The organism is Phycisphaeraceae bacterium, assembly GCA_020851465.1.
GTDB lineage: Bacteria > Planctomycetota > Phycisphaerae > Phycisphaerales > Phycisphaeraceae > JADZCR01.
Map to the genome: position 1 here is coordinate 558,293 of JADZCR010000006.1, position 13,674 is coordinate 571,966.

At 53.2% G+C, this 13,674-nt stretch carries 13 protein-coding genes and 2 tRNA genes; 10 read left to right on the forward strand and 5 right to left on the reverse strand.

Going from position 1 to position 13,674, the window contains the following annotated elements; translation table 11 throughout:
• Nucleotides 1-6: 6 nt before the first annotated feature.
• From nadB to IT444_08905, 3 genes are all read right to left on the reverse strand, one after another.
• Nucleotides 7-1,743: an L-aspartate oxidase gene (gene nadB, locus IT444_08895; protein ID MCC7192883.1), complete on the reverse strand. Its 1,737-nt coding sequence runs from the start codon at nucleotides 1,741-1,743 to the stop codon at nucleotides 7-9.
• Nucleotides 1,744-1,810: 67 nt separating this feature from the next.
• On the reverse strand, nucleotides 1,811-2,269 hold the full coding sequence (locus tag IT444_08900) for a hypothetical protein (protein ID MCC7192884.1): 459 nt from the start codon (nucleotides 2,267-2,269) through the stop codon (nucleotides 1,811-1,813).
• A 136-nt stretch (nucleotides 2,270-2,405) separates the two neighbouring features.
• Complete coding sequence (locus IT444_08905; protein MCC7192885.1) at nucleotides 2,406-4,214, reverse strand: carbon starvation protein A; 1,809 nt, start codon at nucleotides 4,212-4,214, stop codon at nucleotides 2,406-2,408.
• 117 nt (nucleotides 4,215-4,331) lie between these two features.
• Here IT444_08905 and IT444_08910 point away from each other — a divergent pair, with 117 nt between their 5' ends.
• A complete protein-coding gene (locus tag IT444_08910; protein MCC7192886.1) occupies nucleotides 4,332-4,862 on the forward strand; it encodes a hypothetical protein in 531 nt (176 codons plus the stop codon).
• Complete coding sequence (locus IT444_08915) at nucleotides 4,859-5,482, forward strand: acetyltransferase (GenBank protein ID MCC7192887.1); 624 nt, start codon at nucleotides 4,859-4,861, stop codon at nucleotides 5,480-5,482. The genes IT444_08910 and IT444_08915 overlap by 4 nt, the downstream gene beginning before the upstream one ends.
• Before the next feature lie 93 nt (nucleotides 5,483-5,575).
• Here IT444_08915 and IT444_08920 read toward each other — a convergent pair whose 3' ends face one another.
• Nucleotides 5,576-6,232 (reverse strand): DUF2959 domain-containing protein, encoded by a 657-nt coding sequence (locus tag IT444_08920; GenBank protein ID MCC7192888.1) that lies wholly within the window; start codon nucleotides 6,230-6,232, stop codon nucleotides 5,576-5,578.
• Between the two features lie 165 nt (nucleotides 6,233-6,397).
• Between IT444_08920 and IT444_08925 the strand changes: the two genes are divergently transcribed.
• The 6 genes from IT444_08925 to IT444_08950 all read left to right on the forward strand — a co-directional run bounded on the left by IT444_08925 (nucleotide 6,398) and on the right by IT444_08950 (nucleotide 10,945).
• Complete coding sequence (locus tag IT444_08925; protein ID MCC7192889.1) at nucleotides 6,398-7,003, forward strand: YceI family protein; 606 nt, start codon at nucleotides 6,398-6,400, stop codon at nucleotides 7,001-7,003.
• Between the two features lie 33 nt (nucleotides 7,004-7,036).
• Nucleotides 7,037-7,903 carry a hypothetical protein gene (locus IT444_08930; GenBank protein MCC7192890.1) on the forward strand — a complete coding sequence of 289 codons (867 nt, stop codon included), beginning with the start codon at nucleotides 7,037-7,039 and terminating at the stop codon, nucleotides 7,901-7,903.
• A 176-nt stretch (nucleotides 7,904-8,079) separates the two neighbouring features.
• Nucleotides 8,080-8,152, forward strand: a tRNA-Ala gene (locus IT444_08935).
• A 180-nt stretch (nucleotides 8,153-8,332) separates the two neighbouring features.
• Nucleotides 8,333-10,330: a hypothetical protein gene (locus tag IT444_08940; protein ID MCC7192891.1), complete on the forward strand. Its 1,998-nt coding sequence runs from the start codon at nucleotides 8,333-8,335 to the stop codon at nucleotides 10,328-10,330.
• A 151-nt stretch (nucleotides 10,331-10,481) separates the two neighbouring features.
• Nucleotides 10,482-10,838: a DUF3467 domain-containing protein gene (locus tag IT444_08945; GenBank protein ID MCC7192892.1), complete on the forward strand. Its 357-nt coding sequence runs from the start codon at nucleotides 10,482-10,484 to the stop codon at nucleotides 10,836-10,838.
• Nucleotides 10,839-10,871: 33 nt separating this feature from the next.
• Nucleotides 10,872-10,945: transfer RNA gene (locus tag IT444_08950), tRNA-Arg, on the forward strand.
• Between the two features lie 104 nt (nucleotides 10,946-11,049).
• Here the strand turns inward: IT444_08950 and IT444_08955 are convergent.
• Entirely contained in the window at nucleotides 11,050-11,853 is an 804-nt protein-coding gene (locus IT444_08955; GenBank protein MCC7192893.1) for a class I SAM-dependent methyltransferase, read from the reverse strand.
• 308 nt (nucleotides 11,854-12,161) lie between these two features.
• Here IT444_08955 and IT444_08960 point away from each other — a divergent pair, with 308 nt between their 5' ends.
• Both IT444_08960 and IT444_08965 read left to right on the forward strand, forming a co-directional pair.
• Nucleotides 12,162-12,725 (forward strand): sugar transferase, encoded by a 564-nt coding sequence (locus IT444_08960; GenBank protein ID MCC7192894.1) that lies wholly within the window; start codon nucleotides 12,162-12,164, stop codon nucleotides 12,723-12,725.
• Between the two features lie 14 nt (nucleotides 12,726-12,739).
• Entirely contained in the window at nucleotides 12,740-13,528 is a 789-nt protein-coding gene (locus IT444_08965; protein ID MCC7192895.1) for a polysaccharide biosynthesis/export family protein, read from the forward strand.
• Nucleotides 13,529-13,674: the final 146 nt, after the last annotated feature.

Consider the following 13,674-nt stretch of genomic DNA (forward strand, 5'->3'; position numbering starts at 1 on the left):
GAATCATCACGTGCTTTTCATGCTCCGCACTGGCAGTTGAGCAGGCTCGTTTTGGCCGCGTTGCCAGATGTCATGTACACGGAACTCATCCGACGGATTTGGGCAATCCAACCGGTAGTGAGTTCCTCGGCTTTCGCAGCGCCAGAGTGCTGCGCGGGTCATCAGAGCACCGACGGTGAGAAGGTTTTGAACCTCCCACCCCGCGCGATCATCAAAAATCTTGTCGAGGGTGTACCTCGCCCAGAAATCAAACATCTCAACCACATCTTCAAGTTGCTGGCCGTCTCTTTCGATACCGACATGTCTCCACATCACGCTGCGTAAGCTGGATCGGACATCACTCAGATCTAGCTCGGAACGATCAGATGGCCGGATATCACTGATAATCTTTGCTGGTGATGCCCCTAAGTCACCGAGCATTTCTTTGCAGATACGCCCAGTTATCTCTCCATAAACAAGTCCTTCCAGCAGGCTGTTGCTGGCGAGCCGATTCGCGCCGTGCAGTCCTGTTGCAGCAACTTCCCCGCAGGCATAGAGCCCCGTGATGTTAGTTCGTCCCGATTTATCGGTGTGAACCCCGCCGACCATATAGTGAGCTGACGGATGGATTGGAATCGGCGTCTTTCCAGGGTCGATATCGAACTTTTTAAGTAAATCAGTGATACCTGGGAATCGCTCAGCGAATTGTTTTGACCCAATGTGTCGGCAGTCGAGAAAGACGTGCGTAAAATTAGTCTTGGCCATTTGCGCAAGGATCGCCTTGGAAACAACGTCGCGCGGGGCCAGTTCGGCGTCTGCGTGGTAGTCCGTCATGAAGCGATAGCCGTTTCGATCTATCAGATAAGCCCCTTCACCCCGCACCGCTTCGGAGATTAATGAACGGCTGGCACCGGCCACATAGAGAGTGGTCGGATGGAATTGCATAAAGGCCATGTCAGCGAGTTTGGCTCCAGCACGATAAGCCATCGCTATGCCGTCACCCGTTGCAACTGCGGGGTTGGTCGATTCACGGAATACTTGACCGACACCTCCGGAAGCGAGAATAACCGCGTTTGCCCAGATCACCTGGAGGCCATACTTGGGGTGGTGCGTGATAGCCCCAACACATCGTCCACCTCCGTGTCCATTGGTGTCGAGCGTGATGAGGTCGAGAACGAAACAATTATAAAACTGCCGAATATTAGGACGGCTTCGTACCGTTCGGTCGAGTGTGATCGCCAGTTCGCGACCGGTGGCATCACCATCAGAATGGAGAATCCGGTGAAGTGAATGACCCCCTTCACGGCCAAAGGAAATTTCCCCCTCGCTAAATGCTGGCGTAGTACTTTGTGCCGCAGTCGAATGTCCATGGGCGCGGTCGAACCTCATACCCCATTGGATCAACTCATGAATCCTTGCGGGTCCACCTTCGACGACGGTTTTCACCACCGACTCATCGCAGAGTCCTGCGCCAGCCTTGAGTGTGTCTTCGATATGCGAGGCAAAGGTGTCATCACTGGCCAGCACTGTAGCGATGCCGCCTTGTGCCCAGTAGGTGTTCGACTGTTGAAAGTCGGCTTTAGCGGTGACGATTACATCGCAACTGTTACTACCGCCTGCTGTTCCGGGATGTTCCGCCGCAGCCAGTGCCGCCCGCAAACCCGCGACACCCGCGCCCACAACCAACACGTCTGTAAAAATCTGTGGCAGCAGCGTCGCACGAAACGGGATCAAGTAACGGCGATGGTCAAACACGTCATTCATAGCAGCTTACTCGAGTCCGTACCTGCATCACGCTTACTTAGGTCGCAGGTCGTTTCACCGATATTTTCTACTGAACACTTAACACTCCGCTACCGGAGACGCTCACACTCGGCAGAGGGTAGCGGGACTCCGTGAGCAACTTCCGCATTTCACCAGGAGGTTCGTAGCTTACGCTGCCAGTCACACTGTAGGAACTTTCACCCGTATCAGCACCACCGGTAAATACTGCCGGTAACGTAATCGTCTGCTTCCCTCGGCTAGGCAACGTGCGGTTAAGTCGCTCCGTCGCATGATAGGCCTGCCCTTTACCCGTGCTTACGGTGTAATCACTCTTAATCAACGGCAGAGGTGTGGTATTAGGATTGGTCAGCTCGATCTCTACTTCAACCCTCGTCCCCTGCTCACTATGCTGCACGACGCGCGCGCCTGTGACACGTGTTGTCGGATTAGTGAGATTGCTCGAACAACCGATCAGAGTCAGGCTGCTGATCAAGACCGTAAGTTTCCATGCGTTGTGTTTAATCATGGGAGTCTCGGTTAGGAGATAAAAAAGGATAGATGAACGTGCCGTCTTCTGCCAAGAACCGTATTCAAACAACTGCTAATTTGCCAGAGATAACAAGAAAAAACGACGGATGAAGCAATTTGCAAAACGAAGAGAATCACACGGCTTCCGCGGTTACAGGCAGGCCCTCTGTGGTTGGCCCTCCCGGCGGAATGGTAAACACACGCACCGCTTCAGCAAGCACCAGAAGTGCCAAGGTTAAAAGCACCAGAGCCGCCCACGGTACCGGACTCCGAGGCAAACTGCTGAGAAAATGCGAAGCAAAGGGATGCACTTCTCCGGTGGTGTCTTGCGTAATGCTAAATGCTGAGGTAAAGCCTTTACGGATAAAGGCGATGAGTGCCCAGCTACTCATTACGTACATCACTACGGTAGGTAACCCGGTGGCGAACCATATCCATTTCGCTCGATAAGTACGCCAAAGCCAGACAGTAACGCCGAGCAACGCGAGCGCAGCCAGAAGCTGATTACTCGCACCAAATAGCGGCCAGAATGTCTTCCATGCCGACTCTATCTTGCCGCCGGCACCTACAGGCTGCCAGAGCAGAAAGATCAGAGGTACACCAACGGTAATTGCTGTGGAGATGACTCGACCAGAGCGATCTTGCACGCCGATAAGTTCTTGGAGTATATAACGCCCTAAACGGGTGCAGACGTCGAGCGTGTCATACACGAATGTCGTCAGTGCCAGTGCGACGAATGTGTAGGCAAAAGCTGTTGGGACGTAGAGCACATTCAGAAAGCGCGAAAGGCTATAAGCATAGATCACGTCCACCTTATTTCCCTCTAACACGGGGGAACCCTTGGCGAGCACCATCACGCAGGTAAGAGAAAGAACTGCAACCATCGCTTCCAGAAGCATGGCTCCGTAACCAACTGGTTTGGCGTCAGTCTCCCGATGGAGTTGCTTAGATGTTGTGCCCGATGCGATGATCGAGTGGAAGCCGGAACACGCGCCGCAAGCAATGGTGATAAAAAGCATGGGGAATAGTGATGCCCCATTCGGAGCGGTCCAACCGGTAAATGCGGGATAATCAGCCTGAAATCGTCCAGTGGCGGCACCGATAAGCACGCCGACGATGCCGCCTAAAAGCACAACCACTAAAAAGTACCCGCCCAAATGTCCGCGTGGTTGAAGCAGGAGCCACATGGGCACGATTGATGCGATGAAACAATACGCCAACAACGCAACGCCCCACCATCGCTGGCTCGTCGCCTCGGTGAGATGAAACAATGTGTTGATATCTAGCGGGAAGATGGGCCCCAGCCAGACCGAAATCGCAATAAGCGGTAGAAAAATAACGGTTGCCAATCCTAACGGCAGTTTCGTGTACTTGAGCAATAACCCCATTATGACCGGTAGAGCCAGATAGAGTAATGAGGCAGTCGCCACCGCCCCGCCAGTCGTCGATCGTCCACCGCCTAAGTCTTGTGTACCTACAAAAGAATCGGCGACCAGATCGGTAAAGGCGACAATGATGTAGATCAAAGCGATCCAGATAAAGAGCAGGAAAAGCAGATATGATCGCTTGCTCATGTGTTCGCGTACGACATCGGCGATAGAGCGAGCTTTGTGCCGAATTGACGCCACCAGCGACGTCATATCATGCACTCCGCCAATGAAAATACTTCCGATTAAAATCCACAACAGCGCGGGTAACCATCCAAACATTACCCCTGCAAGAATCGGCCCGACAATCGGTCCCGCAGCGGCAATCGCGGAAAAATGCTGACTCATCAAAAATTTAGGTTCGATGGGTACGTAGTCCACATCGTCACGCAAGACAACCGCTGGCGTGCGGGCGTCACGATCAAGCCGGAGCAACCGTGTCAGCGCCTTGCCATAAATCCGGTAAGCGAGAAGGAGAACAGCCGCACTCAGGAGCACAACGGTCAGAAGGGTCATAGCTTCTCCGCAAACGTGTTGGAACCGTGGTTGGATTATCGGTAACCGAACGGTTTCCAAGTCAATGTGTAACTTAGATTATATCCCTGCCAGCGGAGCAGCCATTACAATAGTGGCGTGCGCATCAATCTCCGCAATCTCAAACGAGAACCACTTTTTACCATCGAGGTCGATGATAAAGACCCTCCTAGTGCGGTAAAACCCTCGGCGGCGGCGTTGGCGGAACCTCGCGGAGCTCTTCCTCCGCTGCCAACGGAGGTGTATCTGGAGTGGGACTCGACGATTGATGATCTTGGTCATCTGCGACGCTGTCCGGTTTGCGGCTGTCGAGAGCTTTTCGTTCGTAAGGATTTTCCACAAGTCACCGGTTTTGCCATCATTGTGCTGGCGGGCATTATCTCGATGGTACTAGTGGGATTTCGACAGGTTTTATGGGCGGTAGGGATTCTCATTGCCGTTGCGGTTATCGACGCGGTTATTTATTTTTTCACTGGCCGTTGCCTCGTGTGCTATCGGTGTCGCAGTGAATTTCGCAAATTGCCGATCCGCAAAGATCATCCAACCTGGGAGTTGGCCATTGGCGAGAAGTACCGCGACCTGACGGATCATTCCGGCATTACCCAAACAGATGAGAAGTCCACGATATGAATCAACGGTTATTGCAAACGGGTTTTCTTGCAATTTATGGTGCTGGTGGTCACGGCTTGGTTGTTGCGGAGGCAGCTACTGCTGCGGGTTGGCGCGTGATAGGGTTGATTGATGCCGCCAAACCGATCGGTACAAAAGTCGGATTATGGCAAGTCATCGGAGAGGACGCCTCACAACAACCATCTGTAGAGGTGATCGTGGCGGTTGGAGATAACACCCAGCGCCAACTCCTCACTAAGCACCTGATCGAGAGGGGCCGGACTCTGGCGGTCGTCATCCACCCGAGCGCGATGCTCAGCCCATCAGCGATGATCGGGACCGGAACCTTTATTGGCCCCATGAGCGTACTACACGCCGAGTGCTATGTCGGGCAAGGAGTCATCATCAATACTGGGGCAATAGTTGAACACCATTGCAACATCGGAAACTTTGCGCACATTGCCCCACGGGTAGCATTGGCTGGAAATGTTGATGTCGGCGATCTGACGCTGATAGGAATAGGTGCATGCGTCAGGCCGCAGGTGAAGATTGGCTCACGTTGCACTATTGGTGCGGGATCCGTCGTAGTTAAAAACATTGCGGACGGAAAACGAATGATGGGGGTGCCCGCACGGGAATAAATCTCCGGCATTACATGAGGTGTTAGCTATCCACCCTCTTTCACCAGATGAAATGTAATTAAAAGTGCTTCACAAAGTCGATTTCGGAATGGGCTACTGTTTGGGAGGCTCGGCATTGCCCATTTCCGCAATAAATGCATCCGCTTCCTTAATCGCAGCCTCCATCTCATATATCAATTTCGCCACATCGGTCTCGATTTCCGTAGCCGTACTCTGAAGCGACGCGATAGCTCGGGCGTTGAGATTGTGCTTGAGAAACAGCACTTGATCGTGTAACGCGATCAGCACCGGCTCCATTTTCGATTCCGCACGGCGCATTGCATTTATCAGTTCGTTGTAGCGTAGCTCAGTGGTGCGTAATTGTTCCTGGCTGGACCGGCGCAGTTGGTCACTCTTATATTCGCCCAGTTCCTTCTTCCATTCCGCAAAAAGGTCTTTCGCCACTTCCTCGACCGAATCGATGCGATCCCGCACGGCCTGGGCACGTGAAACGCTGTCATCATATTCGTCGCGCAGCGCATCGTATTTCTTCTGAAGCTCGCCGCCTTCGACTTTTACGACAGATTGAAACTTCTCCAGAGCATCACGAAATTGCTCCTTGGCAACCTGCTGCTCATTGCGTGCCTTTTTGACCCGGCTGACCAACAGATCTCGCTTTTCCCAGCCCAATTTAGCCATTGTGCCGTAGTACGCCGATTTACAGGAACAAAGGCTCAAAAGTAAAAGAACGAGAATGGTTATTCGTCGCATGACAGTTCACTCCTCTGGAATCCCCACAGTGTACGTGGCGATTAGCATTGCAAAAGCCCCATATATAGCCGATACATTATCGGGTCGTGAAGAGCTATCGTGACTATCGTGATCCTGGAGCATATGCTTTCATCGAGTTGAGCAACCCTTAAACCAGGAGGACGCATGTTTCATCGCAGCATGTTCACACTGATCGTTATCGCAACCTTTGCTTTTACTTCCCTTGCTGCCGCTCAGACCTTTGAAATCGATCCCGCCCATACGTCCATCGTATTCCGCTGTACCCACGGCGGCATCAGTCACATTTACGGTTTCTTCACCGATGTCAAAGGCAAGGTCGTCAGCAACGCAACCGACGTCAGTAAATCCAGCTTTGAGGCTACGATCAATGTTGACAGCATCAACACCGGCGTCAAAAAACGTGATGACCATCTCAAGACGGCAGATTTCTTCAGTGTTGCGGAGTTCCCTGACATCACGTTCAAGAGCACCAAAGTAGAGAAGGCCGAGCCTGTTGAATTGGAGAAGGGTAAGCCTGCCCTACCGACCTTCCGTGTAACCGGCGATTTGACCATGCATGGAGTGACCAAACCTGTGACACTGCTCGTCCACAAGCTTGGTGAGTCGGAATTCCCCAAGGGTTCCTCCCGCGTCGGTTACGTTACACAACTCGATGTTAAGCGAAGTGAATTCGGGATGGTCAATATGATCGGTCCGGTCTCCGATGATATTCACTTAGATATCAGTTTCGAAGCGGTAAATACCAAGTGAGTTTGCGTCACACGTGATCCTACTTCGTCAAATATGCCTGACGTTAACGCTACTCTGCTGTTGATGGCTTGGGCAGGGACCATTGCCGCAGCCGTCTTTTGTCTGATCGCCCAACCGTGGCGAGAACAGTCGCGTGGGGTGATACGACTCGCATGGGCGTTGGCAGTCGGTTGCGGGTTTACCGCTGGTTACGTGTATTACTTTGGATGGCCAACCTGGCCAGTGACACAGTCACACCAATGGCTGGTCGTGGCCATTGCCCCTGCGGTAGTTGCGATCGACATCGCCGCTCTCTGGGGAAACCGCACACGTTTTGTTGCCTTAGCTTTGAGCTTGTTGCTCTTGTATGGCTACGGGACGCTCATCCTGTTAAATCTAATTAAACGCTGGCCGGCGAGCCGTATCGCGCTGACTTTGGCCATCATCGGCACGATCTCTCTATTAATGGTGGCTTTGCTAGGCGGTCTGGCACATCGTCGGATCGGGCGGACCCTTGCTTGGGGTCTAGCGTTGTGTGCAGCAGCTACTGCGATTGTTATCTTTCATTCAGGTTCGATCACAATCGGAATGCAAGCGGTCGCGCTCACCTCTGCTTTGATTGGCGGGTGGATCGTCACCTGGTGGGTACCCTCAGCCGTCGCAGCCGCAGGCGTTTCAGGTGCTGCAGCCATACTTCTGCTGGCCATCCTCGTTCAAGGTATTTACCTCGCAAAGTTGACGATGTTCAATGGCATCCTGCTCGCCTTAGCTCCTCTAGTGTTATGGATCGGAGAGCTACCCATCATCGCTCAACGATCTTCCTGGGTTCGCACATCCATCCGCTTGATTGTTCTGGTTACTATTCTGGCTATCCCCACAGTGCTGGCACGACTTCAATTTCTCAAAGATTTAGCGACCTGACCTTTAACAAATCACGAGCCGGCGAAATTCATGCATATTCCTGCAAGAATTCGTGTAGATCTAACGATATTCTTTGTCCTCCTTTTACGACCATGATTCAAATGATAAGTGACCATTTTTGCGGATATCCATCAAATGACGAACTATCGATTTGTCGATAGAATCTCTTCCGTTCTGGGGCGTTAGCTCAATTGGGAGAGCGCCGCCTTTGCAAGGCGGAGGTTACCGGTTCGATCCCGGTACGCTCCATTTTACCTGCTGGTGCAGTGGTCTCGATTATTAGTCCACATCTCTGCGCCGATGCCTGCTGGGAGTCATTACCAGCGACAATTTGCGCTACGTACTTTAAAAACAGCCCGTTGCTTCTTACCACGGTAACAAGCACGATTAGATCAGCCGATAAAATACTAATCCTACACTGGCCAATTGATGTCCTCGCCACCGATCCAATCTGATCTGACGCTTTGGAGCACGCTGCGAACGCGGCGGCGGCAAGTAGAGTCGCTGCGCGGACTGGATGCCAGGGCGCGGCGATGGCAGGCTCGCTTCAAGCATTCACGTGTAAACAGTTCCTTCCTCAAGCGTGAAGCCGAGGCAATCGTCGCAGATGATCAGAAATGGGCTGTTTTGAGTGATGACGCCCTTGACAACGGCATGCGTGAACTTCGCGAAATCTTCGCACGACGTAAACAGACCGACCAAGAAATCCGTGCAGGTTTGGGGGCGATCCGTGAGGCAGCCTTCCGAGAAACCGGCGAGAAGCCCTACATGGTTCAGGTCATGGGCGCACTGGGGCTGTTTCACGGGCAGATTGTGGAGATGGCCACTGGTGAAGGCAAGACGCTGACGGCTGCGATTGCCTCGACACTACTCTCATGGCTTCGCCGTCCGATCCACGTAATCACCGTTAACGATTACCTGGCACAACGAGACGCTGATAGTCGGCAACCCATATTCCGACGCTGCGGCACCCGCGCCGGCGCCATTGTCAATGAAACTCAAGAGGCACAACGAGCAGATATTTATCGCCTGCCCATCGTTTATATCACGCAAAAGGAACTCGTCGCTGATTGGCTGCGAGATCAATTAAGGCTCGGACGTATTGCCGATCCAGTTTCAACACGATGGCTGACCTCAGACCTGCGTGAAACCGCCCGGGCGGTCAGACGTGGCCCAATGGTGCTTGTCCCCGGACTGCATATTGCAGTAGTAGATGAAATCGACGCGGTGCTGATCGACGAAGCGGTAACGCCATTGATTATCGCGCAGCCACGACAGGAAGATGCTCAGTCCGCCATGTACCATCGCGCCAAAGAGTTAGCAGGTCAACTGACGCTCAACAATCATTTCACAGTTAATGTTGCCGACCGCCGTGCCAAGCTAACGAACCGTGGCCGCGATCAACTGATTGAACTGCTCAAGCCCAATGATCACGCGATCTGGCGTGCCGCTCGTCGTCGTGAGGAACTCGTCGAGCAAGCGTTAGTTGCCAGCCATTTATATCACCACGGACAACACTATCAGATCGTCGAGGAAAAGATCGTCATCGTTGACGAATACACTGGACGATTCATGGCTGATCGTCAATGGCAACACGGGCTGCATCAAGCGGTCGAGGCCAAGCACGATCTAGAAGTCACCGCTGACCGCGACACACTGGCGAGCCTCAGTTTCCAAAGGTTTTTCCGTCAGTACCCACATCTCTGCGGAATGACGGGAACAGCCGCTGATGCCAAAGCTGAAATGGAAACGACCTACGGGCTGCCGGTGCGCGTCATCCCGACCAATCGTCCACGTCAACGAAAACGACTGCCCGATCTGATTTTCACACGCGCCCAGGAGAAGTGGAATGCTGTGGTCGATGAAATCGACACCATGCACAAAGCACAGCGCCCCGTGCTCATTGGCACAAGGTCAATAGAAGCTTCTGAACTGCTGAGCCAGATGCTCAGCAATCGTGGGCTTAAACACCAGGTTCTTAACGCGGTACACCATAAAGCTGAAGCGCAAATCGTCGCCGAGGCCGGTCACGGCCAGTCCATCACGGTAGCAACCAACATGGCTGGGCGAGGTACGGACATCAAACTTAGCCCTGGCGTTGCCGAGGCGGGTGGACTCCATGTCATCCTCACCGAGCGTCACTCCGCCAGCCGGATTGATCGCCAGTTATTTGGTCGTGCCGGCAGGCAAGGTGATCCGGGTTCTTGTCGCGCAATTATTTCTCTGGAAGACGATCTGGTCCTCAAATATGCCCCGCGGCTGGCGTTGATTGCAAGGCGGCGATATGCCAACCACAGAGAACCACTACCGCTCTACCTTCATCACATATTTGATCGCGCCCAGAATGTCGCACAGCGTGATGCCTTCCGCAGTCGGGCGAATGTGCTCAAACACGATGAAGATTTAGATAAAGCACTGCCTCGATAAGCTCTGCTTCCACTGGTCGATGGTGGACAAGTAGCAGGTACGTGCTATTCTTTTCCCATGCTGTCGGGGTTCTCCGGACCTGATTTAGGTCTGACCCGGCGGTCAGGCCGTGGTGGGCCGTTTATAACGACCGCCCTAAAGGAGTCTCGCCTTGTCCAAGGATACAGGGTCTGAATCGATCGAAACTATCGCAAGTGCCGGCGAACAACAGCAGCAGCAACTTCAGCTTCAGATCGACGATGCTGCAACTCCCGTAACTTATAGCACCACAGTGCGCGTATGGGGATCAGCGGAGGAAATCAATCTCGATTTTGCCGGTCCGCTCCGTCCGTCAGGTCCCAACACCGCAAAACTCAAGATTGATCAGCGCGTCATCCTCAACCCCTGGGCTGCCAAACGGCTTGCTTTGGCTTTGGGACAGGCAGTACAGCGCTACGAGCAGTCGTATGGCAACCTCGAACTCGACGCCCGCAAGCGACTGTTGAACCAGCCAGCGTCCAAGAAGTAATCCCTACCGGATCGCTAAGGCATACAGGATGTCGCGCCCGTAGCTCAATTGGATAGAGCGGCTGACTTCGGATCAGCAGGTTGCAGGTTCGAGTCCTGCCGGGCGTATTGCATTAATGATGGTCTCTAGCAAAGTGAGAGGTTCTATAAGAACCCGGTATGAGCCTCCCTGCCCACTCCTATACTCCCAGCAATGAGTAGGCAGCCATCTTCTATTTTTCACAAATCAACACAACGGTGCCTCCAAGCCGGGCCAATGGCGGACATAAACGCATCATCCGTTGATCTACCCGCTCCAGACGACCGCGCATTGCATCGCCACAATGCGGTATCAGGCGGTCCAGCCTGCTCAGTAACGTAAATCGCACCTTTTCAACACGGTGAAAGTGTGTGTCAATCAGGTCAAGATCATCATGTGTGAGCTTGCGTTCATCCTCGGTAATGTGATCCTCCAGCGAGGTAGCATTGGGGACTACCGCGCGTAATAACGCAGTATTGCGCACGGGATCGACGATCGGCACCTCCACGTGCTCTTTAAATATTGCGACGCCTCCCGGTTTTAATACGCGATGTACTTGCGCAACTGCGCGGGGTATATCCACATGATGCAGAATGTCGATCCCCACTACCAGATCAAAAGATTCGTCGTCGTATTCGAGTTGTTCTGCCAGCATCTTGCGAAAGCGACAGCGTTCGTCCAGGCTATGACGTTGTGCGAGAATTCGGGCGGCATTGATATTTTCCTGAGATAGGTCAAAGCCTTCCACTTCGTACCCCAGATGGGCAAAGCGCACCGCTGCAATTCCCACGCCACAGCCGAAATCAAGCAGTTTTTGTCGAGGGCTCACATGGCGATGCCGCGCCAATCCATAGACATACCAATATGGATTCCATGGCCTCTGCTCCTCACCGTTTACAGGTGCAAAGTCAACCGATTCAGGAGTCTGACGGACTGCGTATTTCTTATAGAAAGCAGCTTCACGCCGTTGACGATCCGTCCAGGTGGCTTCAAGCATGGGATCGACTCGTAACAGAGGAATACGGTTCAATTACCGCTGAATTATCGGCAATTCCATGCCGGACCTGAACGTCACAGATCGTATAACCGTAACGGACCTCTCCGGCCTATCGGGCGAAGTATCGACAGTTAATGAAGTCATGGATTAAGTGGTACTCGCATAGCGACGATAGCAGTCGTATGCCCTGTCCGATCTATGACGTCTGGTGAAAGCTGATGACCATGGAACCCAAGGGATATAAGTCAACAAGATCACGAAGCAATGGTTGCAACCGCGGTGGTGCCGCTCATGCATTCATTAAAAGATTGCTAGATCTGCTGGGCGCGATTGTGGGAATCGCGGTTACAACGCCGCTACTGGCTGGATGCGCGATCGGTATCAAAATCGTTCACGGTGGGCCGGTCGTTTACCGTCAATGGCGTGTCGGACGTGATGGCTGGCTGTTCCGTATCTACAAACTACGGACTATGCGGTTAGATGCGGAAGCCCTAGGTGATGCACGATTCACGGACACAAATGACCCTCGCATTCTGGCTGGCTGTGGGTGGATACGCAAAACTCATATAGATGAATTGCCTCAACTCTGGAACATTCTGATTGGCGATATGAGCCTGGTAGGTCCTCGGCCGGAACGACCGGAAATTTTCGAGCGTTTACGCGAGGACTTGCCCTCCATAGAACGACGGCTGGCGACTAAGCCGGGGCTAACCGGCCTGGCGCAAGTCTGTAATGGATACACCAACGACCTGGCAGGAGCCCGACGCAAACTGGCACTTGACCTGCGATATCTGCGCAGTCGAGGACTGCTAACCGACCTGCGTCTGATGATCGCCACCATGCCCAAAATCTGGGATCAGACAGCTCTGTGACGGAGAAGCTCACAATGAGATTAATCCAACACATCTTCAGCATGCACTCTATCGCGTGCGGACTCCGATTGGCTGCGATCATTGGCGGACTCTCGCTGATGGGTTGTACGACCTACCGCGACTACGGAGCCTTTGTGAAGGATCCTCGCCCGGTTGTGACTACGACGGAGTACCGCATTGCCCCACCGGATGTCATTACCATCAGCTCCAAGCGAGTGCGGGAAATCAATGGTCATACCGAGCAGGTCCGTCCCGATGGCAAAATTACACTTCCACTGCTGGGCAGCTTTAACGTAACCGGTAAGACTCCTGAAGAATGCAGTGCGGAACTGGAAAAGCTGGCGAAGGAATACTACGAAGACGCTGATGTGAGTCTGCGGGTCGCTGGATTTAACAGTAAGCGGATATTTGTTTTCGGTGAGGTTAATTCTCCCGGGCCCTACGCCTATACCGGGACTAATACGATCCTCGACACACTCGCGGTCGCCCAGCCTACGCGACTGGCTGACCCGGATCACATCCATATTCTGCGTCCTGACCGCCATGGCAAGCTCGTTAAACGCATGACGATCAACATGAACGACATGGTTAAGCGAGGTGACACCACGCTCGACGCAGTGCTGGAGGAAGGTGACATCATGTACGTACCCGCAAACGGACTGGCGGCAATCGGGCTGGCAATGCAGCAGGTGCTCCTGCCCATCCAACCTGCAGCTGCCACCGTGCGCGGACCGGCTGATATTTCAGGCACGATGCAGTCACGCCCTTACGGTACAAGCACACAAACCCGAACTACACCCTGAATTGATACGAGCACCTGGTAACCAATTGCGAAAACAGCCATGAACCGCGGCTATATTCAATCCGGCAACATACGTGAAGCGTGGGACGTCTGTGTCCGCTTCCGATGGCGATTCATTTTGCCTTGCTTCGCCGTCTCTGCTGCCGT